We start from the raw sequence: 22,298 nt of genomic DNA on the forward strand, positions 1-22,298 counted from the left end.
CCCTTTACCCTGTCGATTCCGACATTTTTCAGGGGCAGCCAATGGCTGGCATTGGCTGCCCTCTTCGCCCTACGGGTTCCAGTATTTATTGGCCGCCGCGATGGTTGCGAATTCAGTCGCCACCACCTGGCCGATGCTGATCAGCATCGCCGCGTCATTGGCGTACACATCGCGCAAGCGGCCACGCACCGCCTCGTCGGGTTGGGTGGCCTTGATCACCAGCCGCGCCATCTTGATCGCCAGCTCGCGCCCCTCTTCCGGGGTGGCGGTGATCAGTGAATTGTTCGGTATCAGACTCATCAGGGCGTTCCTCTTATTATCGGTAGGGCGACGACTTACTGCCGACGGCCGAATGAAACAGGATAGGCGGCGGAACGCGCATTGATCATCGGATCCTGCGGTTCAATGCCGGCCGGCACGTTGTTGGGCAGGAACATCAGGCTTTTCTGCGCGGCGACGTTGTCGGCCACGGCCTGGGTGATTTCAAGCGTGCCCAGCTCCACCAACGGGCGGCTGGCGGGCCAGGCGATGGACGGATCGTCCAGCTTGTCGCCCTCGGCAGCTTCCTGCACCACCAGCTTGAAACGCACGGCGCCCTTGGCGATGCGCTGCTGGATCTCGTCGCTCAAATAATCCGGTGTGGCCTTGGCGGTTTGCGCCTCGCTAAGGAAGTGACTGCCGCTGACCGGCAGGAACTGGTAGCGACCGAAGGTGACCTTGCCCGCCGCGTTGATGAAGCGGAACGTGTTCACGCCGTAGTACGGCAGCGTGGCGAAGCTTTGCGGCGCCGGCTTGGGGGCGGTGAGGAAGGCCTTGGCCACCGGGTGCGTGCCGAGGTAGCCGTCCAGCGGTGTGGGCTTGGCGACATCCGGGCCGCTGGTGCCGAGGGCAATCAGCAGGTCGCGGAAATCATCGGCGGTGGGCGACGGAAAGCCGTTGAACGAGTGCGCGACGATATCGGTGCTGCCACCGCCCGGCAGGCTGAAACGCACCGCCAAGCCGCGTGGGCTGGCCAGGGCGTGGTTATCCGGAATGTCCGGGATACCGGCGAAGTTGGAGAACCGCACGGTCACCGGCACTGCGGTGGCCTGGAGGTGCGGCGCCTTGCTGATGGCCGCGGCGGAAGGGCTTGGGGTGAAACGGCCTTCCAACACGATCCCTTTGGCATGCACCGCGCGGGCACCCGCGTGTTTACCGAAGACGCCGTTCAGGGCGTCCACCAGTTGGGTGGGCGTGGACGGTTGCGGTGGGTCTTGCGCCAGGGCGCTGCCTATCAAGGTGAAGGCGAACGGGAGCGCGATCAACAAGCGTTGGGCGTTTTTCATGGGACGGACCTGCGGGTGGGTGGGTGATTTCGGCGAATTCTAATCACCTAACGACAATAATGACAATATGTTTTGTCATTATTGTTTTTCCTCTTCGATCCACCCCTTAAGGCGTTATACTCGGCCTCTCCCAAACGCCAGCGAACCGAGCCACTCGTGAGTACCAAAAGTGACATCCTGCACCTCCTTCAGCGCGAACCACTTACGGTGGTGCAACTGTGCGAATCCCTGGCGGTCACGCGCAATGCGGTGATCGTGCAGCTCAAGCAATTGGAGGCCGAGGGGCTGGTGCGGCGCAGCAAGGTTCGCCCGCGCAACACGGTGGGCAAGCCACCGGTGGTGTTTGAAGCGGCGCCGGGCAGTGAGGACGTGACGTCCACCGCCTACCAAGTGTTGCTGACCCAATTGCTCGCCACGCTCAAGGATCGCTACGACGTCGACGAACTCGGCGATGTGTTGGAACAGACCGGTCGACAGCTGGCGCAACGTGCTGGCCTGGCCAATCCCGTCACATTCGACAGTGGCCTGCGCGCCGCCATGGCCGCCGCCGATGCGTTGGGCGCCAGCACCGAGGCCGTGCCGCAAGAAGGCGGCGTGATGGTGCGCAACTTCACCTGCCCGGTGGGCAGCGTGGTGCGCGAAGAACAGTGCGTGTGCCGGGCGATGGCGGCGTTTTTCTCCGAGGCCACGGGGATGCCGGCGAGTGAACAGTGCCTGCGTGAAGATCGGCTGATTTGCCAGTATTTCATCGAACAGCAGCAGGCAACGGCTGAATAAGGCGCTCGGCACCGTCAATCGCAAACATTTCTAAATGTTTCTTCATAAAGCCAAACCGTCATCAAAAAGACACATATCGGGAATTAAATCGTCACGTCTTAGACAGGTGGACCCTTCCACTTACCCCTTCCCTTGAGGTGTTGTCGTGATGTTGCCGACTAAAAAAAGTCTGTCTGTTTTGTTGACCGCCCTGTGCCTGAGCGGCGTCGCCCACGCCACCGACGTGACCGGTGCCGGCTCCAGCTTCGTGTACCCGGTGCTGTCCAAGTGGTCCCAGGACTACAGCAAGAATTCCAGCAACCGCATCAACTACCAGTCGATCGGTTCGGGCGGCGGCATCGCCCAGATCAAGGCGGCCACCGTCGACTTCGGCGCCTCCGACGCCCCGCTGTCGGCCGATGACCTGAAAGCTGGCGGCCTGGGCCAATTCCCCAGCGTGATCGGCGGCATCGTGCCGGTGATGAACATCGAGGGCGTGGCCGCTGGCCAGCTGAAACTCGACGGCGACACCCTGGCGAAAATCTTCCTCGGTGACATCAAGGCCTGGAACGATCCGGCCATCGCCGCCCTCAACCCCGGCGTGAAACTGCCCAGCGCAAACATCACCGTGGTGCATCGCTCTGACGGTTCTGGCACCTCGTACAACTTCACCAACTACCTGTCCAAGGTCAGTGACAGCTGGAAAACCAAGATCGGTTTCGGCACCACCGTACCCTGGCCAGTGGGTGTGGGCGGCAAAGGCAACGAAGGTGTTTCGGCCTACGTGAAGCAGATCAAGAACTCCATCGGCTTCGTGGAATACGCCTACGCGCTGCAGAACAAAATGACCTTCGCCCAGCTGAAAAACGCTACGGGTAAATTCGTCGAGCCTAACGCCAAGGCCTTCCAGGCGGCTGCAGACACCGCCGACTGGGCCAGCGCCAAGGACTTCAACCTGATCATGACCAACGCCCCGGGCGAAGGCGCATGGCCGATCACCGCCACTACCTGGATCATCATGTACAAGCAGCCCAAGAATGCTGAGCAAAGCCAGGCGGCGTTCAGCTTCTTCAAGTGGTCGCTGGAAAAAGGCCAACAGCAGGCGGCAGCGTTGGACTACGTAGCACTGCCGGACTCCCTGGTGTCGCGAATCGAAGGTTACTGGAAGTCTGACTTCACCCACTGATTCGCCCTACGACCACCGCCCTCAGTCACCTGGGTGATTGAGGGCGACGGTGAGCACATCTGATATGAACGACACCGTCCAACCTCTGGTTATGACCACTCACGCCAGCGACACACACGGCGACCGCCGCGCCGCTCGCGATCAACGCCACGATCTGTGGTTCAAACGCTCGATGTTCGGGGCCGCCATGCTGGTGCTGCTATTGCTGGCCAGTATCGCGGCCTCGACGCTTTGGGGCGGAGGCCTGGCCTTCCGCACCTTCGGTTTCGACTTCATCACCAGCACCGAGTGGGATGCGGTCAATAACCACTTTGGCGCCGTGGTGCCCATCTACGGCACCCTCGTGACCTCTTTCCTGGCCTTGCTGATTGCGGTGCCGGTGAGTTTTGGCATCGCGATCTTCCTGACAGAAGTGGCACCGCCCTGGCTGAAAATGCCGGTGGCGTCGGCCATCGAGTTGCTGGCTGGCATCCCATCGATCATCTACGGCATGTGGGGGCTGTTCGTGTTCGGGCCGTTCATGGCCGAGCACTTGTCTCCGCTGATCAACGATTACCTAGGCGCCCTGCCCTTCGTCGGCTCGCTGTTCCAGGGCCCACCGTTGGGGATTGGCATGCTGACCGCAGGCATTGTGCTGGCGGTGATGATCATGCCGTTCATCACGTCGGTGATGCATGAAGTGTTTCGCAGCGTGCCGACGCAGTTGAAGGAATCGGCCTACGCCCTGGGCAGCACCACGTGGGAAGTGGTGTGGGACATTGTCCTGCCCTACACACGCTCGGCGGTGGTCGGCGGCATCTTCCTCGGCCTGGGCCGCGCACTCGGGGAGACCATGGCGGTCACCTTCGTGCTGGGCAACGCGCAGCAGTTTTCTGCGTCGTTGCTGATGCCGAGCAGTTCCATCGCGTCGGTCATCGCCAACGAGTTCAGCGAGGCCTACACCGACCTGCACCGCTCCGCGCTGATCGCCCTGGGCTTCCTGCTGTTTATCGTGACCTTTGTCGTGCTGGCACTGGCCCGGCTGCTGCTCATGCGTCTGTCCCGCAAGGAGGGGTTATGAGTCCCAACGAACGCCTCTACCGCAAACGTGCACTCAAAAATGGCGTGGCGATGTTCCTCAGTTGTGCCGCCACCGCCTTTGGCCTGTTGTGGCTGGCGTGGATCCTGCTGACAACCATCATCAACGGCTTCCAGGCGCTGAACCTGCGCCTGTTCAGCCAGATGACCCCACCACCCGGCACCGAAGGCGGCCTGGCCAACGCGTTTTATGGCAGTGCGCTGATGTCGGCGATTGCCTTGCTGATCGGCACGCCCATCGGTTTGATGGCCGGTATCTGGCTGGCCGAGTTCGCGCGCCACTCACGCTTGGGCACCACGGTGCGGTTCATCAACGACATCCTGCTGTCCGCGCCGTCGATCGTGCTGGGGCTGTTTGTCTACACCGCCGTCATCCTGCCGCTGAACCTGCTCACCAACCACCAGGTGGGGTTTTCCGCCATCGCCGGCGCATTGGCCTTGGCCCTGCTGGTGATTCCGGTGGTGGTGCGCACCACCGATGAAATGCTCCAACTGCAACCCTCGACCATGCGTGAAGCGGCGCTGGCCCTGGGTGTGCCGCAATGGAAGTTGACGCTGCAGATCGTGCTGAGGGCGGCCAAGGCCGGTGTGGTGACGGGCATCCTGCTCGCCTTGGCCCGGATCACCGGGGAAACCGCGCCCCTGCTGTTTACCGCTTTCGGCAACCAGTTCTGGAGCAGCAACCTACTCAAGCCGATTGCCAGTGTCCCCGTGGTTATTTTCCAGTACGCCATGAGCCCGTTCGAAGACTGGCACGCCCTCGCCTGGGCCGGTGCATTGGTCCTGACGTTGTTCGTGCTGCTGCTCAGCCTGGCATCTCGCCTGATCCTTTTACGCAATAGGTCTCACTGATGGACGCCACCGGCATAGATCACGAAAAAACCAAAATCCGTGTGCGTGGGTTGGAGTTTTTCTACAACAACCAGCGCTCCCTGAAATCCATCGACATCGATATCCCGGAAAAACGCATCACCGCCATCATCGGCCCGTCGGGCTGCGGCAAGTCCACGCTGCTGCGCGTGTTCAACCGCATCTACTCGATGTACCCGAAGCAGGAAGCGCGCGGCGAAGTGCTGCTCAATGGCGAGAACATCCTGGCCCCCGGCTATTCGATGAACCGCCTGCGCAGCCACGTCGGCATGGTGTTCCAGAAACCCGTGCCGTTTCCGATGTCGATCTACGACAACATCGCCTACGCGGTGCGCCATCACGAGAAACTGTCGCGGCGCGAGATGAATGACCGCGTCGAGCAAGCCTTGCGTGGTGGCGCCCTGTGGGACGAGGTGAAGGACAAGCTCAACCAGAGCGCCCAGAGCCTCTCAGGCGGCCAGCAGCAGCGTTTGTGCATCGCCCGCACCATCGCGTTGCGCCCGCAGGTATTGCTGCTGGACGAGCCTACGTCGGCACTCGACCCGATCTCGACCGGGCGTATCGAACAATTGATCACCGAGCTGAAGACCCAATACACGGTGATCATCGTGACCCACAACATGCAGCAGGCGGCGCGGGTGTCAGACAACACCGCGTTTATGTTCATGGGGGAGCTGATCGAGTATGGCAATACCGATGAGATCTTCACCAAGCCGAAGATGAAGCAGACCGAGGACTACATCACCGGGCGCTTTGGCTGATAGCCGCAAGGCCAAAAAAAACGGGGGAGCCCTTAAGGGGGCTCCCCCGTTGTGTTTTCGCAAGGCAAAAAAAAACCCGGAAATCCTCACTTTCGTGGGCCTTCCGGATTTTCTAAACCGCCAAAAATGGTGGGTCGTGTGGGATTCGAACCTACGACCAATTGGTTAAAAGCCAACTGCTCTACCAACTGAGCTAACGACCCGCTGTGTGGTGGCGCGTATAATACTGATTTCTAAGGATTATTCAATACCTTATTTTAAATAAATCAGAAATAACGCGTGGGGTCCGCAATTCCGGCCGCTTGGAAGCCTTCTGCACGCAGTCGGCAGCTATCACATTTCCCACAAGCACGGCCGTCATCGTCTGCCTGATAGCAGGAAACTGTCAGCGAGTAATCGACGCCAAGTCCTACACCAGCCTTCACGATATCGGCCTTGCTCAGGTTCTGCAGCGGCGCGAGGATACGGAAGCCCTGCCCCTCGACACCGGCCTTTGTCGCCAGGTTGGCCATGCGCTCGAACGACTCGACGAACTCCGGACGGCAGTCCGGATAGCCGGAATAGTCCACCGCATTCACGCCGATAAAGATGTCACGGGCGTTGAGCACTTCGGCCCAACCCAGGGCCAGGGACAGGAACACGGTGTTGCGAGCCGGCACGTAGGTGATCGGGATGCCTTCACTCGGCGCTTCGGGCACGTCGATGCTGCTGTCGGTCAATGCGGAGCCGCCAATGCCGTTGAGGTTGAGGCCGATCACCTTGTGCTCGACCACCCCCCTCTCACGGGCCACGCGCGCGGCGGCATTCAGCTCGGCGCGATGGCGCTGCCCGTAATCGAAGCTCATGGTGTAGCAGCTGTAGCCTTCTGCCTGGGCCATCGCGACCACGGTGGCGGAGTCGAGGCCACCGGACAACAGGATTACAGCGCGTTTTTGATCAATCGTGGGTTCAGTCATATCAGCGTCCCGGCTCGTCATTCCAAAGGTATTTGTGTAACTGCAACTGCAGGCGTACGGGCAGGTTATCGGCAACCACCCAGTCGGCCAGGTCCCGTGCGTTCAGGTCGTGATGGCTGGGAGAGAACAGCACCTCGCCCGCACGACGATCCAGGCTGTATTGGATCAGCTTGGAGTTCGCCCAGTCGTAGTCTTCACGGGAACAGATGACGAACTTGACCTGGTCGTTGGCCGTCAGCAGCTCGATGTTCTCGTAGCGGTTGCGATGCGCCTCCTTGGAGCCCGGGGTCTTGAGGTCGACCACGCGGCTCACACGCGGGTCGACCGCAGAGATATCCAGGGCGCCGCTGGTTTCCAGGGACACCTCGTAACCGGCGTCACACAGCTGCTGGAGCAAAGGGATGGCATTGGGCTGGGCCAGGGGCTCGCCGCCCGTCACACAGACGTAGCGCGGCCGGTAACTGGCAACCTGCTCCAGGATGTCTTCGAGGGTGCGCACAGTGCCGCCACTGAAGGCGTAGGCGCTGTCACAGTATTGGCAACGCAAAGGGCAACCGGTCAGCCGCACAAATACAGTGGGCAGGCCAGCCGTTCGCGTTTCACCCTGTAACGAGTAAAAAACTTCGGTGATGCGTAATGTGTCTTGCATAGTCGCCACGGGCGTAACAGCTAAACAGGCTGTCCGCCTCCGTCAGGCACTTCAAGGGATCCCGCCAACGCGTAGACCCCAAGGAGCGTGTTTCATAAAAGGGCGTGGATTCTAACGAAAAAACCCGCGCCAGGCGCGGGTTTCTTCTAAACGGGCAAACATCGCTTACAAGCGTTGCAAATCCCGTTGAGCCAACTGCGCAGCGGATGTCCCCGGATACTGGGCCACCACCTGCTGCAGAATGCCTTTGACCTTGTCGGTATGACCCAGGCGGCGCTCTACGTCAGCGAGTTTGTACAGCGAATCCGGCACCTTGGCGTGCTTGGGGTACAGCTGGCTGACCTTGGCAAAGGCCTGGCCTGCGGCTTGCAGATCACCCTTGGCCAGGTTCACCTCACCCAACCAGTACTGGGCGTTGCCCGCGTACTGGCTGTTTGGGTATTTGCGCAGGAATGCGGTAAAAGCCTGGCTGGCCTTATCGAAATCCTTGGCTTTGATCAGGTCGAAGGCTGCGTCGTAATACAGCTTTTCCTTCGCCGGATCACCCGGTTCGCTGCTGGCGGCAGGGGCTTGGCTGGCAGCCGCGGCCCCTGCTGCGGCACCACCGGCAGCGGCGCTTGGCGCGCCACCGGCAGAAGAATTATCAGGAGTTGCGGCAGGTTGAACGCCGGCTCCAATGCGTCGGTCAAGATCCTGGTATCGCTCCAGGCCTTCTTGCTTCAGCTGGTTCACTTGATTCTGCAGAACTTCAATGGTGCCTTGTTGCTGCGCCAATTGATCCTGCATACGTTGCAGCTGGTTGAACAGTTCGCCCTGTGCCGAGGGAGCGGACGTAGCCGCTCCCCCCGCATAGGCGCCGTTCGTGCCATAACCCGCTGGCGGATAACTGCTCCCGCTATTGTTATAGCCAGAGTTGCTATCTTCCACAGGAACCGCAGCCCACACCGCAAGCGGTGCGAGGCTGAGAGCCAATACAGTTAGAGCACGACGGCACGTTCGCATGACTAATTACTTACGCAGTTCGACGCGACGGTTTTGAGCCCAGGACTGCTCGTCGTGGCCAGTAGCAACTGGACGCTCTTTACCGTAGGAAACCAGTTCCAGTTGGCCTGGAGCAACACCTTGCAGTACCAGGTAGCGCTGAACGGCTTTCGCACGACGCTCGCCCAGTGCCATGTTGTACTCACGAGTACCACGTTCGTCAGTGTTACCTTCCAGAACAACGCGAGCGCCGTTAGCTTTCAGGTCCTTCGCGTGAACGTCCAGAGCGCGCATGGCTTCTGGCTTCAGGTCCGAACTGTCGTATTCGAAGTAGAAAGTGGTGATAGCGCGCAGAGCAGCTTCTTCGCTCAGGGAGCCGTCAACTGCACCAGTGTTAGCGCCGTAACCAGCGTTTGGATCAACAGCTGCGCCTTCACCGGCATTGTCGCCGCCTTTAGACGAGCAACCAACGGCTACGGACAGAGCCAGAGCCAGAGCAGCAAACTTACCAAACTTCAGCATTTCCATCGTGAAACTCCTAATGAACCCCAGTGTGTTAAGCAAATCTTTTTGTAGCGCCGCGTCAGTTCAGGTAAGGGGACCAGGATGGTTCTCTGACTTCGCCTTGAGCGGTAGGAAGTGGGAGCCTTACACGTCCATTAATGGACACGAGCATCAAGACTCCCCGGCCCTGCTGGCGGGTGGCGTAGATTACCATGGTGCCGTTGGGCGCAACAGTGGCTGACTCATCAAGGTTGGTATCTGTAAGGATTTTTACCGTTCCACGCTGCAAATCCTGGGCCGCAACCCGGAAATTAGTGAAACCATCCTGACGGTGAATCATTACCAACGTCTTTTCATCGGCCGAAAGTTTAGGGTTGGCGTTGTAGTTACCAATAAAAGTAACGCGCTCTGCACCACCACCATTCACGTTCGCCTTATAGACTTGTGGCTTGCCGCCACGGTCGGAGGTGAAGTAGATGGTCGAACCATCCTTGCCCCAGAACGGTTCAGTGTTGATACCCGGGCCGCTGGTTGCACGCGTGATCTGGCGCGAAGCCATGTTCATCACGTAGATATCCGGGTTACCGTCCTTGGAGAGCACGAACGCCAGGCGCGAACCATCCGGCGACCAGGCAGGCGCACCGTTGAGGCCTTCGAAGTTGGTGATCTGCTCACGACGGCCAGTATCGATGTGCTGGACGAAGATACGCGGACGCTTCTGTTCGAAAGACACGTAGGCAATACGCTTGCCGTCCGGCGCAAAGCGCGGCGACAGGATTGGCTCACGGGATTGCAGCAAGGTCACGGCACGGGCGCCGTCATAGTCCGAACGCTGCAAAGTGTAACGAGTGTTGTCTACAGAGAAACGTTCAGCCGTGACGTACAGCAGGCGTGTCGAGAACGCACCCTTGATACCGGTGAGCTTTTCAAACGACTGGTCCGAAATGTAGTGGGCCATGTCGCGAATCTGTTCGGCAGTACCCGAGACGCTGCCGGTCAGGACCTGCTGCTCAGTCGCCACGTTGAACAAGGTGTAGGTGATTTGCAGACGACCACCGGCCGGCGTGATATTGCCCACCATCAGGTACTGCGCGCCCACGGCTTTCCAGTCGCGGAAGATGACTTCGCTGGCCTGGGTCGGCTGGCTGATCATGTTGCCTTTGTCGATGGGCGCGTAGTAACCGGAGTTGCGCAGGTCGTCGCTGACGATCTGGGCCATGTCGTCCGGCAGCACGCTGCCGCCCTGCCAGCCAAACGGTACGACGGCAATCGGGGTGGCCCGATCGCTACCGCTGGTGACCAGGATGTTCTTTTCATCCGCCGCCGCTATCCCTGCCATACAGCAAATAACGACAAGCATTCCTCGAAGAATGTTTCTCACGGGGCTAGATCCTCAGGTGTGAATGTCATCTTGAATGAACGATAGGGAGCGAAGTCACTTGGTTTCATTCCCTGCATCTCGGTCAACCGGCCAATGTTCTTGACCGCTGCAACCGCCGAACTGTCGAACGATCCATCGCCACTGGAACTGGCCACGCCGACCGAAGCCACCGTACCGTCCGGCAACATACCGATCTGCAGTACCACTTTCATGCCTTTGCGTGCCGAAGGAGGACGTGTCCAGCCTTCTGCTGCGCGCGCTCGAATCAGGTCGTCGAAACTGCCCGCAACTTGATCACCCTGCTCATCGGCCAAGGCTTGCTGACGCTGCGGCGTGTCGGAGAGCAAGTCTGCCAAGGCCTGGGCCTTTTTCTCTTCGGCGGATTTGCGCGCTGCTTCCTGGGCCTTTTTCTTGGTGGCGTCGGCGGCAGCTTTCTTCTTCGCGTCGTCGGCGATTTTCTTCTTCGCCTCGTCTGCTTCAGCTTTTTTCTTGGCGTCTTCGGCGGCTTTCTTCTTCGCGTCTTCGACTATTTTCTTCTTGGCGTCTTCAGCGGCCTTTTTCTTGGCCTCTTCTTCAGCAGCTTTCTTCGCTTCGTCTTCGGCTTTCTTCTTGGCTATATCAGCCAATTGTTTCTCTTCGGCCTTTTTCGCTTCGGCAGCTTTCTCGGCTTTCTTGGCTTCATCAGCCTTTTTCGCCTCGTCGGCCTTCTTCGCTTCGTCAGCCTTTTTCGATTCCTCGGCCTTTTGAGCCGCCTCTTCTTTCTTTTGTTCCGCAGCAGCCTTCACCGCTTCCTGCTCGACCTTCTTCTGTTCCATCTGCTCGACTTCAGTCTGGCGCGCAGCCGACTTCTGGGCCTCACCCGCAATCTTCTGATTGGTCTGGGTAGTGGCCTGACTTTTCGATTTCAGCTGATACAGGGTCGCCTGCACGATCGGCTTGGCTGGCGGCAGGTCCGGGGTCATGGCAAAGCTGACGAACAGCATGCCAAACACCAGGACGTGCAGGGCAATTGCCCAGACGCTAGGCCAGAAGTAGCTTTCCGAGGCGGACGGCTCTCGCTGTTGCTGCATCAGGGCGCCTCGGTAATCAAGCCAACGTTACCCACGCCGGCCTTCTGCAGCCCGCCCATGGCGCCCATGACGGAGCCGTAGTCGACCGCCTTGTCACCGCGGATGAAGACCTGGGTGTGCTTGCCGCCTTCGTTGCCGGAGCGAATGATCTTGGTCACCGCATCGGTCATTGCCGGCAAGGTCAGCGCCTTGTCCTGCTGCTTCTGAGTGTCGACTTCGCTGCCAAGGTTCCAGTAATAGGTCTTGTCGGACTTGATCGAAATGGTCAGCACCTGGGTGTTGTTGTCCTGGGGCAAGGCTTCGCTGGAAACCTTGGGCAGGTCAACCTTCACACCCTGGTTGAGCATCGGCGCGGTCACCATGAAGATCACCAGCAGCACCAGCATCACGTCGATGTAAGGCACTACGTTCATCTCGGCGACCGGCTTGCGCTTGGTGCGTGCTCGAGTGATTAAAGCCATCGGGAAATACCTGCTTATTCTTCGCTGGTGTGCACTTTACGGTGCAGGATCGCCTGGAATTCATCGGCGAAGGTGTAGTAACGGCCAATCAGGTTTTCGCCACGGGCGGCAAAACGGTTGTAGGCAATTACTGCGGGGATGGCAGCGAACAGGCCGATCGCGGTGGCGATCAGGGCTTCGGCGATACCCGGGGCCACGGTGGCCAGGGTCGCTTGCTGCGCCTGGGCCAGGCCACGGAAGGAGTTCATGATGCCCCACACGGTACCGAACAGGCCGATGTACGGGCTTACGGAACCGACGGTGGCGAGGAACGGCAGGCTCTGTTCCAGTTTCTCTTCTTCGCGGGAGATGGCAACGCGCATGGCACGGGCCACGCCTTCCATCACCGCTTCCGGGTCAACACCGGGCTGCTGGCGCAGACGGGAGAACTCCTTGAAGCCGGCGCGGAAGATCTGCTCGACGCCCGAATCCGGGTCCGGGTTGCTGCCGGCCTGGCGATACAGCTTGGACAGGTCGATCCCCGACCAGAAGCGCTCCTCGAAGCTCTCCAGGGCACGTCGACCGGCACGCAGCAGGTTGCTGCGCTGAAAAATCATGACCCAAGAGGTAACCGATGCGGCTACCAGGGTCAGCATGACCAGTTGAACCACAACACTGGCATTGCTGACCAGGCTCCACATGGAGGAATGGTCGACGACGGTAGGTTCCACGCTAAATCTCCTGCTTTGATTGTTTACCCGCGCCGCTTACGTCGGCAAAGGCCGCACGTAGAGCTTCGGGAATGGCCCGGGGTTTCAAACTATTGGTGCGCACACAGGCCACCAGGAACTGCCCCTCACAGAGCAGCGTTGCATCCGATGCCCGCCTGACCTGCTGTTTAAAGCGCAGGCTGACACGGTTCAATTCGATTACTTCAGCGCTGACCAACAATTCATCGTCCAGCCGCGCCGGCGCGTGGTACCGCGCCTCGCTGGAATGCACGACGAATAACAGGTCCTCCCCTGCCAGCTGGGATTGGGCAAAGCCCAGCTCCCGTAGCCGCTCGGTTCGAGCCCGCTCCATGAACTTGAGGTAGTTGACGTAATACACGATGCCGCCCGCATCGGTGTCCTCGTAATAAACGCGACAGCGATGTGCGAACGACTGATCCCCGTTTTGCGCGCGCATACTCTAGTGCTTACTCCTCAGGTTGCCAATCCGGCTGGGCAACTGTTTTTTCATCCGTCGAAACATTTTCGGTGACTGAATGACGCCACCAGCCACTAGGACAGCACAAACTTCAGATAAATCGACTGTCGCGACCTTTTTAATCGTCCACTGCATCGAGGAATTCGTCTACCACGGGCATCTCGCCCAATCGTGACGGAATATTTAACCCAAAGTGCAAATAGGCATGGCGCGTCACTACCCGCCCCCTCGGCGTGCGCATGATGTAGCCCTGCTGGATCAGGTACGGCTCCAGCACGTCCTCGATGGTATGACGCTCCTCGCTGATGGCCGCCGCCAGGCTGTCCACACCCACCGGACCACCGTCGAACTTCTCGATCATGGTCAGTAGCAGGCGCCGATCCTGGTGATCAAAGCCATGCTCGTCCACGTCCAACAGGTTCAAGGCCAGGTCGGCCACGGCCTTGGTGATGTGCCCCTTGGCCCGCACTTCGGCAAAGTCGCGCACACGGCGCAGCAAACGGTTGGCAATGCGCGGCGTGCCACGGGCGCGACGGGCGATTTCAAAGGCGCCTTCCGGGTCCAGCGGCAAACCGAGAATGCCCGCCGAACGGCTGACAATGGTCGCCAGGTCGCCGGTGCTATAGAACTCTAGACGTTGAACGATGCCGAAACGGTCTCGCAGCGGGTTGGTCAACATGCCCGCACGGGTCGTCGCCCCCACCAGGGTGAACGGCGGCAGGTCGAGCTTGATCGAACGGGCCGCAGGCCCCTCGCCGATCATGATGTCGAGCTGGAAGTCTTCCATGGCCGGGTACAGCACTTCTTCGACGATGGGCGAGAGCCGGTGGATTTCGTCGATAAACAGCACGTCGTGGGGTTCAAGGTTGGTCAGCAGCGCTGCCAGGTCGCCTGGACGTTCCAGTACCGGGCCCGAGGTGGACTTGATCGACACGCCCATTTCCTGGGCGATGATATTGGCCAGGGTGGTCTTGCCCAGGCCTGGCGGGCCGAAGATCAGCGTGTGGTCCAGCGACTCGCTGCGCCCGCGCGCCGCCTGGATGAACAGTTCCATCTGCTCGCGCACGGTGGGCTGGCCGATGTAGTCGGCCAGGCTCAGGGGGCGGATGGCCCGGTCCTGGATTTCTTCACGGTCGCGTGGGCCGGTGGCCGCGATCAGACGATCAGCTTCAATCACTTAAATCATTCCCTTCAGGGCTCGGCGGATCATGTCTTCGCTGCTCAGGTTCTTGTCCTTGATGGCCGATACGGCCTTGCTGGCCTCCTGGGGTTTGTAGCCCAGGGAGATCAACGCGCTGACCGCATCGCTTTCGGCACTGGCCACCTGGCTCGCCGGCATGTCCGGCTGGTTCGGCACCAGGGCAAACATGCTTGGCACGACTTCCCAGGCCTTGAAGCGGTCCTTGAGCTCTACCAGCAGGCGTTCTGCGGTTTTCTTGCCCACGCCCGGCACCTTGGTCAGGGCCGAGGTGTCCTGGGCGGAAACGGCACGCACCAGTTCATCCACTTCCAGACTCGACATCAGCGCCAGGGCCAGCTTGGGTCCCACGCCGTTGAGGCGGATCAGCTCACGGAAGAAGTCACGGTCGCGCTTGCCAATGAAACCATAGAGCAATTGCGCATCTTCGCGCACAACGAGGTGGGTATGCAGGGTCAGCGGCTCGCCGACTGACGGAAGGCGATACAGGGTGGTCATGGGCACTTCCAGCTCATAGCCCAGCCCGTTCACATCCAGAATCAGGTGCGGCGGCTGTTTCTCAGCCAGGGTGCCGCGCAAGCGTCCTATCACGGTTCGAATCCTTAAAGCGTAGGGTCAGATCAAGGCCTGACCGGAAAAAACGATTGCGCTGATGCTATCAGAGACGCAGCCGCCCGCCACGACTGCGTGCAGTGCCCAGGCCGTGAGGCAGCAGGCTGGAGCGGGTATGGGCGTGGCAAATGGCGATGGCCAGGGCGTCGGAGGCGTCGATTTGCGGTTTGGCGGTGAGCTTGAGCATGTGCATGACCATCATCTGCACCTGCTCCTTGTTGGCCGCACCGGTGCCGACCACGGCCTGCTTGACCTGGGTCGCGGTGTATTCGGCAATTTCCAGGCCCTCCTCCGCCCCGGCAACGATGGCCGCGCCACGGGCCTGGCCAAGTTTCAGCGCGGAGTCGGCATTCTTTGCCATGAACACCTTTTCGATGCCCATGGTGACCGGCCCGTAGGTCTGGATCACTTCCCGTACACCGCGATAGACGATCTGCAGGCGCTCGGCCAGCTCGCCTGCGCCGGTGCGGATGCAACCCGAGGCGACATAGATGCAGCCGCGAGGGGTTTGTTGCACCACGCCAAAACCGGTGATGCGCGAACCGGGGTCGATACCTAGGATTAAAGTCATAACGCCTGCGGGTTGGGTAAACACAATTTCTGCTACAAAGAAGATCCAATGTGGGAGCGGGCTTGCCCGCGAAGACGGTGGATCAGCCAACATTTTCAGCGACTGGTACACCGCATTCGCGGGCAAGCCCGCTCCCACATTTTGATCTACGTCATACCTCAGACTAGCTGCGCAGCCACATCCTCCGGGATGTCGGCATTGGAATACACGTTCTGCACATCATCCAGGTCTTCGAGCATATCCAGCATCTTCAGCACTTTCTGCGCGCCTTCCAGGTCCAGCTCGGCGCTGGTGGTCGGCAGCATCACGATTTCTGCGTCAGTGCCTTTGAAGCCAGCGGCCTCAAGAGCATTACGCACGGCGTAGAAACTGGCAAACGAAGTGAACACGTCGATGGAGCCGTCTTCGTTGGTGACCACGTCATCGGCATCGGCTTCCATGGCCGCTTCCATCAACGCGTCTTCATCCGTACCCGGTGCGAAGGAAATCTGCCCCTTGCGCTCGAACAGGTAGGCCACCGAACCGTCGGTGCCGAGGTTGCCGCCGCACTTGCTGAACGCATGGCGCACGGCCGCTGCGGTGCGGTTGCGGTTGTCGGTCATGCACTCGACCATCACCGCCACGCCACCCGGGCCGTAGCCTTCATAGCTCAGCTCGACCATGTCGTCCGTATCGGCAGCACCGGCACCACGGGCCACGGCGCGGTCGATGATGTCGCGGCTCATGTTCGCGCCAAGGGCCTTGTCCAGCGCCAGGCGCAGACGCGGGTTGGAACCCGGGTCACCACCGCCCTGGCGGGCAGCGACGGTCAGCTCGCGGATCCACTTGGTGAAGATCTTGCCTTTCTTGGCATCCTGACGCTCTTTGCGGTGCTTGATGTTCGCCCACTTGGAATGGCCAGCCATAACACAACTCCGAAATTCTGTAGAAACCTTGATCAACCCCGCCCCAGGCGGGAGGTAGTCCTTTAACGCAAAGGCGCATCCGAAGATGCGCCTTTTTAGACTGCGTAAACCTCAGTGCGCTTTCACGCAGCAGCCTTACTCAGCCTTTGGCGTCTCGCGCAGACGGATGTGCAGTTCGCGCAGAGCCTTGGCATCCACCACGCCCGGAGCCTGGGTCATGACGTCCGCAGCACTCTGGGTTTTCGGGAAGGCGATCACTTCACGGATCGACTGGGCGCCGGTCATCAGCATCACCAGGCGGTCCAGGCCGAAGGCCAGGCCACCGTGCGGCGGTGCGCCGTATTTCAGGGCGTCGAGCAGGAAGCCGAACTTCTCTTCCTGTTCCGCTTCGTTGATGCCCAACAGGCGGAATACCGCTTGCTGCATCTCTTTACGGTGGATACGGATCGAACCGCCACCCAACTCAGTGCCGTTGAGCACCATGTCGTAGGCACGGGACAGCGCGCCAGCCGGGTTGGCTTCCAGCTCGGCCGGGGAGCACTTCGGCGCGGTGAACGGGTGGTGCAAGGCGCTGAAGCTGCCGTCGTCGTTCTCTTCGAACATCGGGAAGTCAACGACCCACATCGGGGCCCACTCGCAGGTCAGCAGGTTCAGGTCGTGACCCAGCTTGATGCGCAGCGCGCCCAAGGCTTCGCTGACGATCTTGGCCTTGTCGGCGCCGAAGAACACGATGTCGCCGTCGACGGCACCCACGCGGTCGAGGATCGCGTTCAGGTTGTCCAGCGGGATGTTTTTCACGATCGGCGATTGCAGGCCGTCAATGCCGTTGGCGCGCTCGTTGACCTTGATGTACGCCAGGCCCTTGGCACCGTAGATGCCGACGAACTTGGTGTAGTCGTCGATCTGCTTGCGCGGCATGCTCGCGCCGCCTGGTACTCGCAGAGCGGCAATGCGGCATTTAGGGTCATTGGCCGGGCCGCTGAACACCTTGAACTCGACTTCTTTCAGTTGATCAGCCACGTCCACCAGTTCCAGCGGGTTACGCAGGTCTGGCTTGTCGGAACCGTAGCGGCGCATGGCTTCTTCGAAGGTCATGTGCGGGAAATCACCGAACTCCAGGTTCAGCACTTCCTTGAACAGGTTGCGGATCATCTGCTCGGTCAGGCCCATGATCTCTTTTTCATCGAGGAAGCTGGTCTCGATGTCGATCTGGGTGAATTCCGGCTGGCGGTCGGCGCGCAGGTCTTCGTCGCGGAAGCACTTGGCGATCTGGTAGTAACGGTCGAAGCCGGCCACCATCAGCAGTTGCTTGAACAGCTGCGGCGATTGCGGCAGGGCGAAGAACGAACCGGCGTGAGTACGGCTCGGCACCAGGTAGTCACGCGCACCTTCCGGGGTGGCCCGGGTCAGGATCGGCGTTTCCACGTCCAGGAAGCCGTTTTCGTCGAGGAAGCGGCGGATGCTGGTGGTCATGCGCGAACGCAGTCGCAGCTTCTCGGCCATTTCCGGACGACGCAGGTCCAGGAAGCGGTAGCGCAGGCGGGTTTCTTCGCCCACATCGGAGTATTCGTTGAGTGGGAACGGCGGGGTTTCCGATTCGTTCAGCACTTCCAGGTCGTAACCCAGTACTTCGATGCCACCGGAGGCCATGTTCTTGTTCACGGCACCGGCCGGACGCAGGCGAACCTTGCCGGTGATTTTCACGACGTATTCGCTGCGCACGCGGTCGGCAGCGGCGAAGCTTTCGGCGCGGTCCGGGTCGAACACCACCTGGGCCAGACCATCACGATCACGGATATCGAGGAAGATCACCCCGCCGTGGTCGCGGCGACGGTGAACCCATCCGCAAAGGGTGATTTCCTGACCTTCCAGGGTCTCGTTCAGTTGGCCGCAATAGTGGCTGCGCATCATGGTAGTGGTTTCACTTCTCGTAATTCGAAATTCGGTGGAGGCCCGCCTCGTCACCGTACATTAAAGCAGGGGACGGATAATGCAGGAGCCTGCGCGTTGAGTTCAACTCAGTCTGCTTTGTCGCCGCCCGCCAGATTCTTCTTCGAGCCGGTCTTGAAGTCGGTCTCGTACCAGCCGCCGCCACTCAGGCGGAAGCCTGGCATGGACAACATCTTCTTGAGTTCCGGCGCCTGGCAGGCCGGGCAATCGACCAGCGGCGCTGCGCTGATCTTCTGAATGGCTTCCAGCTGATGACCACAGGAAGCACATTGATAGTCGTACATGGGCATGGCGATGTCTCGGCGATCGAACGTTACTGCGCCACGCCTGTTCCGGGGCAGGCCCGGCATGCGCAGCAAAGCGCGGGATTATATCTGTTAAATCGAGGCAGCGCAGCCGGCTTTCTGCCCGGGGCTTGCCCACCAGTGAAGCGGGCCGACCCCGGGCAGTCGGATTACTCCGGGTTGTGCGAACAGGCCCGGCCCGTCAGCACATGAACCACGCACACCACCCTGACCAGACCGCTGAAGTTCTTCACCCCGCCATGGCGCAAATGCACTTCCCGGTCGACGTAGGACAACAACGCACTGACCGAACAGGTGTTGATCCTGGCGATCTCCGTGAGGATGTTCCAATAGATCTGCTCAAGGCGCAGGCAGGTGGAAAACCCATTGAGCCTCACCGAACGGGACAGCGGCTTGGCCAGCCCCATGTCGAACCCCTTGGCAAAGGGATCGATTTTTATCTTATGGAAACCACCGGTTTCCATCACTCCATTACCCACTCCGCGTGACATACACCTGACACTCCATTGCCAAACAGCCGCCCATGGGTTTCTCCCATTGGGCAATGGGCCTTATCAAACAGCAGGCAACAAAAGGCAGCCAGAAGACGGGGAGTTGAAAGGTGTAGGACAACGCCAGGAAGCACGGAGAAACAAGCGAGCGGCGCCCGGACGGCGCCACCCGGAAGGTAGGGTTACTGATTCTCGAGCAGAGAACGCAGCATCCACGCGGTTTTCTCGTGAACCTGCATGCGCTGGGTCAACAGGTCGGCCGTCGGCTCATCGCTGACCTTGTCGAGCAGCGGGAAGATGCCCCGTGCGGTGCGCGTGACCGCCTCCTGGCCCGCAACCAACTGCTTGATCATCTCCTCGGCACTGGGCACGCCTTCTTCTTCCTTGATCGAAGACAGACGGGCATAGATCGAATAAGCGCCCGGCGCCGGGAAACCCAGGGCGCGGATACGCTCGGCAATGGAGTCCACGGCCAGCGCCAGTTCGTTGTACTGCTCTTCAAACATCAAGTGCAGCGTGCGAAACATGGGGCCCGTGACGTTCCAGTGAAAGTTGTGGGTCTTCAAATACAGTACATAGGTATCGGACAGCAGCCGTGAGAGCCCATCGACGATGGATTTACGGTCTTGTTCACTGATACCAATATCGATTGCCATGTTTTTCCCCTTCAATTGACGAGCATTCATTGATCAGGTGCAGGACCACTCTAGCAAGAGTGCAGGCGGCATGCAGCCCAAGGCCTTGGTCCAGGATGCGACAAATCGCCCACGCTTAGGAATGACGGTGCTCCTCACCATGTAGGAAACATCGCCAAAAGCGCGTCGAAAAGCACGCACCTGTCTAGGACAAGTGTTTGACGCAGAAATGCCCCACCCGCCGTAACACCCCGAAATGCTTGATTTGAGTAGGCACAGCCTTTGCTGTTAAATAGGCGGCGTGTGGCTGCCGTTATCGTTCTGCGGCACGTCACATAGGCTGATACCCGCGCACGTGCTCAACGCCTCCCATTGTTCAGAAGCGAACCGTGCCAGTCAGCTCTTCCTTGTGATCCGTCTTAACGTGAGTTAATCAAAATGTTGAAAATCGTCCACCTGCTAACGGGCGTTGCAGCTTTGCTGCTGTCCTTTATCCCGAGCCTGCAGCCTGAAAGCCTGCCGTATCTGGAACAACACGACGCCCTGTACCTGGCCTTGTTCGGCCTTCTTAACCTGACGCTGGCACCGGTAATTCCTTACTGGAACAAAGGCACGCGTCATCAACTGCAAAACCTGGTCAGCGCGCTGCTGGTGCTCACCGTTGTCGTACAAACCCTCACCCTTCTGGCACCGATGCCTGAAGTAGGCGGCCATCCGGCTATCCTGCTCAGCCTGGTGATTGCTGTGGTCGCCATCATTCTTCACCTGGCCATCAGCTTCTATCGTTCGTCCCCTGCCGCTGCGTCGCAAACCTACGACATGACCAACCGGGATACCGGGACCGTCAAGTGGTTCAACACCTCCAAAGGCTTCGGCTTTATTTCCCGCGATTCGGGCGACGACATCTTCGTCCACTTCCGGGCCATCCGTGGCGAAGGCCACCGCGTCCTGGTCGAAGGCCAGCGCGTGGAGTTCTCCGTCATGAACCGTGACAAGGGTCTGCAAGCCGAAGACGTGATCGCGGCACTGCCGCGTCGCTGATTGCTTCCCGTCACAAAAAAACCGCGACCCAGCCCAGCTGGATCGCGGTTTTTTAATGCCTGCTATTAATGTCGACTTCATTAATAGTGAGGCGGCGGTGCCTCTTCTTCGGAGGTTTCGAACTGGCCACCCATTTCTTCCTGGCGTTTCAACAGCGCGGTCATCTGCAGTTGCAGGCGTTCGACCGCCCGCTGCTGGGTGACGAGGATGTCATTGAGGGTCTCGATGGTGTCGTCCTGAAAGGCCAGGCGGCTTTCCAGATCCGTCACACGGTCTTGCAAATCCATAAGTCAGTCCTGCAGTTCAAGCTTGGGAAAAGATGAAGTCGGCCGGTAACAACTCACGCAAGCGCGCGCGAATCGCCGCCACTTGGTCCTCTGTGTACGGCTGAGCCGGATGCTTGCCCCACACCGGCGCAGGCCAGGCGGCGTCATCGCGTTTGCGCACGATCACGTGCACGTGCAACTGGCTCACGACGTTACCCAGCGCGCCAATGTTCATCTTGTCGGCCACCCAGCCTTCGTTGAGCCATTGCGCCAAGGCGGTCGTTTCCTGCCACAACGTTTGTTGATCGGCGACATCCAGTTGAAACACTTCGCTGATACCGTTGATGCGCGGGACCAGGATGAACCATGGGTAGTTCGAATCATTGGACAGCAGCAGGCGGCACAGCGGGAAGTCCCCGATGACCAGTGTGTCTTGTTGCAGGCGTTGATCTAGGGCGAACACCACGGGCACTCCGTTCGGCAGGTCAGTTTCAGGGGCCCAGCATACCCGCGAATGCCCAGCGCTTCACGACGAATGCATGCTACGCAGGCAGCGTTTGGCCCTGGCACGACAAAAAAACTGCACCCTTTCGAGGCAGTCCGATAATTGAGCTACGCTAAACCGGGCCTCAACGGGACGCACCAAAATGACCCACCTGTGCCTCAAAGGGATCCGCCAAGTACCCACTCATGAGGGTGAACCGGTAACATTTTTGTCTCAGGCAGGTTTTGTGCGTTCCCAAACAGGTGAAGCACCTGGGCGTCAAGCCCAAACCAAACGGCGTAAAAAGCCCGTGCTTATGCGGTTTTTACACTGTCGTAACGTTTTTCACGAAAAAATGACATTCAGTTACCGGTTTGTGCACGCTTGTTGCATTCACCCCCATATCGTCGGCAACGACACCCGCCAGGAAGCAGGTGTTTCGCGATAAAAACAGTGGCGTTTCAATGTGTATCAAGGATGGATTCAAACTTTAAAACAGGTTTGGAAACAGTATTGAAGTTGTCAGTCCGGTGACACTCGGACTGTGAATTTGCGACATGGAGCTAGCAATTTACGACAGCCTCGTAAAGAAGCTGAAAGGATAGATGGGTAAGTATCGTCAATAGAGTCTGCGTGATATAACTTTGCGCCGACACAAAAAAGAAAGAGCCGCCC

At 59.6% G+C, this 22,298-nt stretch carries 27 protein-coding genes and 1 tRNA gene; 6 read left to right on the forward strand and 22 right to left on the reverse strand.

Translation table 11 applies throughout. From position 1 onward, the window contains the following. Positions 1 to 69: 69 nt before the first annotated feature. Both AC07OV_RS13115 and AC07OV_RS13120 read right to left on the reverse strand, forming a co-directional pair. Entirely contained in the window at positions 70 to 300 is a 231-nt protein-coding gene (locus tag AC07OV_RS13115; protein WP_016973255.1) for a hexameric tyrosine-coordinated heme protein, read from the reverse strand. A 35-nt stretch (positions 301 to 335) separates the two neighbouring features. Next, positions 336 to 1,325, reverse strand: a complete 990-nt coding sequence (locus AC07OV_RS13120; protein ID WP_495092369.1) for a catalase family peroxidase — start codon at positions 1,323 to 1,325, stop codon at positions 336 to 338. A 156-nt stretch (positions 1,326 to 1,481) separates the two neighbouring features. Here AC07OV_RS13120 and AC07OV_RS13125 point away from each other — a divergent pair, with 156 nt between their 5' ends. From AC07OV_RS13125 to pstB, 5 genes are all read left to right on the forward strand, one after another. Further along, positions 1,482 to 2,102: a helix-turn-helix transcriptional regulator gene (locus AC07OV_RS13125; protein ID WP_176994299.1), complete on the forward strand. Its 621-nt coding sequence runs from the start codon at positions 1,482 to 1,484 to the stop codon at positions 2,100 to 2,102. A 148-nt stretch (positions 2,103 to 2,250) separates the two neighbouring features. Further along, positions 2,251 to 3,267 carry a phosphate ABC transporter substrate-binding protein PstS gene (gene pstS, locus AC07OV_RS13130; protein ID WP_495092370.1) on the forward strand — a complete coding sequence of 339 codons (1,017 nt, stop codon included), beginning with the start codon at positions 2,251 to 2,253 and terminating at the stop codon, positions 3,265 to 3,267. Positions 3,268 to 3,331: 64 nt separating this feature from the next. Further along, positions 3,332 to 4,327 carry a phosphate ABC transporter permease subunit PstC gene (gene pstC, locus AC07OV_RS13135; RefSeq protein ID WP_176994412.1) on the forward strand — a complete coding sequence of 332 codons (996 nt, stop codon included), beginning with the start codon at positions 3,332 to 3,334 and terminating at the stop codon, positions 4,325 to 4,327. Further along, positions 4,324 to 5,196, forward strand: a complete 873-nt coding sequence (gene pstA / locus AC07OV_RS13140; protein WP_176994301.1) for a phosphate ABC transporter permease PstA — start codon at positions 4,324 to 4,326, stop codon at positions 5,194 to 5,196. Before pstC ends, pstA begins: the two co-directional genes overlap by 4 nt. After that, positions 5,196 to 5,975, forward strand: a complete 780-nt coding sequence (gene pstB / locus AC07OV_RS13145; protein ID WP_494997133.1) for a phosphate ABC transporter ATP-binding protein PstB — start codon at positions 5,196 to 5,198, stop codon at positions 5,973 to 5,975. The genes pstA and pstB overlap by 1 nt, the downstream gene beginning before the upstream one ends. Positions 5,976 to 6,102: 127 nt before the next feature. Here the strand turns inward: pstB and AC07OV_RS13150 are convergent. From AC07OV_RS13150 to AC07OV_RS13235, 18 genes are all read right to left on the reverse strand, one after another. Continuing rightward, positions 6,103 to 6,178, reverse strand: a tRNA-Lys gene (locus AC07OV_RS13150). Between the two features lie 63 nt (positions 6,179 to 6,241). After that, positions 6,242 to 6,916, reverse strand: coding sequence for a 7-cyano-7-deazaguanine synthase QueC (gene queC / locus AC07OV_RS13155; protein ID WP_495092382.1), 675 nt, complete (start codon positions 6,914 to 6,916; stop codon positions 6,242 to 6,244). Between the two features lie 16 nt (positions 6,917 to 6,932). After that, complete coding sequence (gene queE / locus AC07OV_RS13160) at positions 6,933 to 7,580, reverse strand: 7-carboxy-7-deazaguanine synthase QueE (RefSeq protein WP_495092371.1); 648 nt, start codon at positions 7,578 to 7,580, stop codon at positions 6,933 to 6,935. A gap of 165 nt (positions 7,581 to 7,745) precedes the next feature. Beyond that, positions 7,746 to 8,582, reverse strand: coding sequence for a tol-pal system protein YbgF (ybgF, locus tag AC07OV_RS13165; RefSeq protein ID WP_176994304.1), 837 nt, complete (start codon positions 8,580 to 8,582; stop codon positions 7,746 to 7,748). 6 nt (positions 8,583 to 8,588) lie between these two features. Next, positions 8,589 to 9,089 carry a peptidoglycan-associated lipoprotein Pal gene (gene pal / locus AC07OV_RS13170; RefSeq protein WP_003209827.1) on the reverse strand — a complete coding sequence of 167 codons (501 nt, stop codon included), beginning with the start codon at positions 9,087 to 9,089 and terminating at the stop codon, positions 8,589 to 8,591. Positions 9,090 to 9,144: 55 nt separating this feature from the next. Next, the gene (tolB, locus tag AC07OV_RS13175; protein ID WP_494997132.1) at positions 9,145 to 10,425 is read right to left on the reverse strand and encodes a Tol-Pal system beta propeller repeat protein TolB; all 1,281 of its coding nucleotides are present in this window, start codon (positions 10,423 to 10,425) and stop codon (positions 9,145 to 9,147) included. 17 nt (positions 10,426 to 10,442) lie between these two features. After that, positions 10,443 to 11,516 carry a cell envelope integrity protein TolA gene (gene tolA, locus AC07OV_RS13180; protein ID WP_176994306.1) on the reverse strand — a complete coding sequence of 358 codons (1,074 nt, stop codon included), beginning with the start codon at positions 11,514 to 11,516 and terminating at the stop codon, positions 10,443 to 10,445. Beyond that, positions 11,516 to 11,968, reverse strand: a complete 453-nt coding sequence (gene tolR / locus AC07OV_RS13185) for a protein TolR (protein WP_161634127.1) — start codon at positions 11,966 to 11,968, stop codon at positions 11,516 to 11,518. Before tolR ends, tolA begins: the two co-directional genes overlap by 1 nt. Positions 11,969 to 11,991: 23 nt before the next feature. Beyond that, on the reverse strand, positions 11,992 to 12,687 hold the full coding sequence (tolQ, locus tag AC07OV_RS13190; protein ID WP_010208111.1) for a protein TolQ: 696 nt from the start codon (positions 12,685 to 12,687) through the stop codon (positions 11,992 to 11,994). Between the two features lies 1 nt (position 12,688). Then, complete coding sequence (gene ybgC, locus AC07OV_RS13195) at positions 12,689 to 13,144, reverse strand: tol-pal system-associated acyl-CoA thioesterase (RefSeq protein WP_176994307.1); 456 nt, start codon at positions 13,142 to 13,144, stop codon at positions 12,689 to 12,691. A gap of 139 nt (positions 13,145 to 13,283) precedes the next feature. Beyond that, positions 13,284 to 14,342 carry a Holliday junction branch migration DNA helicase RuvB gene (gene ruvB / locus AC07OV_RS13200; protein ID WP_176994308.1) on the reverse strand — a complete coding sequence of 353 codons (1,059 nt, stop codon included), beginning with the start codon at positions 14,340 to 14,342 and terminating at the stop codon, positions 13,284 to 13,286. Continuing rightward, positions 14,343 to 14,954, reverse strand: a complete 612-nt coding sequence (gene ruvA / locus AC07OV_RS13205; protein WP_034100169.1) for a Holliday junction branch migration protein RuvA — start codon at positions 14,952 to 14,954, stop codon at positions 14,343 to 14,345. Between the two features lie 67 nt (positions 14,955 to 15,021). Continuing rightward, positions 15,022 to 15,546, reverse strand: coding sequence for a crossover junction endodeoxyribonuclease RuvC (ruvC, locus tag AC07OV_RS13210; protein ID WP_105695400.1), 525 nt, complete (start codon positions 15,544 to 15,546; stop codon positions 15,022 to 15,024). Between the two features lie 158 nt (positions 15,547 to 15,704). Next, positions 15,705 to 16,451 carry a YebC/PmpR family DNA-binding transcriptional regulator gene (locus AC07OV_RS13215; RefSeq protein ID WP_176994309.1) on the reverse strand — a complete coding sequence of 249 codons (747 nt, stop codon included), beginning with the start codon at positions 16,449 to 16,451 and terminating at the stop codon, positions 15,705 to 15,707. Between the two features lie 135 nt (positions 16,452 to 16,586). Next, a complete protein-coding gene (gene aspS, locus AC07OV_RS13220; protein ID WP_495092372.1) occupies positions 16,587 to 18,362 on the reverse strand; it encodes an aspartate--tRNA ligase in 1,776 nt (591 codons plus the stop codon). 107 nt (positions 18,363 to 18,469) lie between these two features. Further along, positions 18,470 to 18,691 carry an FmdB family zinc ribbon protein gene (locus AC07OV_RS13225; protein WP_176994311.1) on the reverse strand — a complete coding sequence of 74 codons (222 nt, stop codon included), beginning with the start codon at positions 18,689 to 18,691 and terminating at the stop codon, positions 18,470 to 18,472. Between the two features lie 164 nt (positions 18,692 to 18,855). Then, positions 18,856 to 19,197, reverse strand: coding sequence for a ribbon-helix-helix domain-containing protein (locus AC07OV_RS13230; RefSeq protein ID WP_494997130.1), 342 nt, complete (start codon positions 19,195 to 19,197; stop codon positions 18,856 to 18,858). Between the two features lie 182 nt (positions 19,198 to 19,379). Next, on the reverse strand, positions 19,380 to 19,853 hold the full coding sequence (locus AC07OV_RS13235) for a Dps family protein (RefSeq protein ID WP_176994313.1): 474 nt from the start codon (positions 19,851 to 19,853) through the stop codon (positions 19,380 to 19,382). Positions 19,854 to 20,270: 417 nt separating this feature from the next. Here AC07OV_RS13235 and AC07OV_RS13240 point away from each other — a divergent pair, with 417 nt between their 5' ends. Beyond that, entirely contained in the window at positions 20,271 to 20,873 is a 603-nt protein-coding gene (locus AC07OV_RS13240) for a cold-shock protein (protein WP_495092373.1), read from the forward strand. Positions 20,874 to 20,953: 80 nt separating this feature from the next. Here the strand turns inward: AC07OV_RS13240 and AC07OV_RS13245 are convergent, their stop codons facing one another. Both AC07OV_RS13245 and AC07OV_RS13250 read right to left on the reverse strand, forming a co-directional pair. Next, a complete protein-coding gene (locus tag AC07OV_RS13245; protein ID WP_015885618.1) occupies positions 20,954 to 21,160 on the reverse strand; it encodes a SlyX family protein in 207 nt (68 codons plus the stop codon). 16 nt (positions 21,161 to 21,176) lie between these two features. After that, entirely contained in the window at positions 21,177 to 21,602 is a 426-nt protein-coding gene (locus tag AC07OV_RS13250) for an HIT domain-containing protein (protein ID WP_495092374.1), read from the reverse strand. Positions 21,603 to 22,298: the final 696 nt, after the last annotated feature.

It is taken from the genome of Pseudomonas sp. GW821-FHT09A09 (genome assembly GCF_059418405.1).

Coding starts and splice junctions, on each gene's coding strand:
- AC07OV_RS13115 (WP_016973255.1), bottom strand. CDS start 300: ATGAGTCTGATACCGAACAATTCACTGATCACCGCCACCCCGGAAGAG.
- AC07OV_RS13120 (WP_495092369.1), bottom strand. CDS start 1,325: ATGAAAAACGCCCAACGCTTGTTGATCGCGCTCCCGTTCGCCTTCACC.
- pstS (WP_495092370.1), top strand. CDS start 2,251: ATGTTGCCGACTAAAAAAAGTCTGTCTGTTTTGTTGACCGCCCTGTGC.
- pstC (WP_176994412.1), top strand. CDS start 3,332: ATGAACGACACCGTCCAACCTCTGGTTATGACCACTCACGCCAGCGAC.
- pstA (WP_176994301.1), top strand. CDS start 4,324: ATGAGTCCCAACGAACGCCTCTACCGCAAACGTGCACTCAAAAATGGC.
- pstB (WP_494997133.1), top strand. CDS start 5,196: ATGGACGCCACCGGCATAGATCACGAAAAAACCAAAATCCGTGTGCGT.
- queE (WP_495092371.1), bottom strand. CDS start 7,580: ATGCAAGACACATTACGCATCACCGAAGTTTTTTACTCGTTACAGGGT.
- ybgF (WP_176994304.1), bottom strand. CDS start 8,582: ATGCGAACGTGCCGTCGTGCTCTAACTGTATTGGCTCTCAGCCTCGCA.
- pal (WP_003209827.1), bottom strand. CDS start 9,089: ATGGAAATGCTGAAGTTTGGTAAGTTTGCTGCTCTGGCTCTGGCTCTG.
- tolB (WP_494997132.1), bottom strand. CDS start 10,425: ATGCTTGTCGTTATTTGCTGTATGGCAGGGATAGCGGCGGCGGATGAA.
- tolA (WP_176994306.1), bottom strand. CDS start 11,516: ATGCAGCAACAGCGAGAGCCGTCCGCCTCGGAAAGCTACTTCTGGCCT.
- ybgC (WP_176994307.1), bottom strand. CDS start 13,144: ATGCGCGCGCAAAACGGGGATCAGTCGTTCGCACATCGCTGTCGCGTT.
- ruvC (WP_105695400.1), bottom strand. CDS start 15,546: ATGACTTTAATCCTAGGTATCGACCCCGGTTCGCGCATCACCGGTTTT.
- AC07OV_RS13215 (WP_176994309.1), bottom strand. CDS start 16,451: ATGGCTGGCCATTCCAAGTGGGCGAACATCAAGCACCGCAAAGAGCGT.
- aspS (WP_495092372.1), bottom strand. CDS start 18,362: ATGATGCGCAGCCACTATTGCGGCCAACTGAACGAGACCCTGGAAGGT.
- AC07OV_RS13225 (WP_176994311.1), bottom strand. CDS start 18,691: ATGCCCATGTACGACTATCAATGTGCTTCCTGTGGTCATCAGCTGGAA.
- AC07OV_RS13230 (WP_494997130.1), bottom strand. CDS start 19,197: ATGTCACGCGGAGTGGGTAATGGAGTGATGGAAACCGGTGGTTTCCAT.
- AC07OV_RS13235 (WP_176994313.1), bottom strand. CDS start 19,853: ATGGCAATCGATATTGGTATCAGTGAACAAGACCGTAAATCCATCGTC.
- AC07OV_RS13240 (WP_495092373.1), top strand. CDS start 20,271: ATGTTGAAAATCGTCCACCTGCTAACGGGCGTTGCAGCTTTGCTGCTG.
- AC07OV_RS13245 (WP_015885618.1), bottom strand. CDS start 21,160: ATGGATTTGCAAGACCGTGTGACGGATCTGGAAAGCCGCCTGGCCTTT.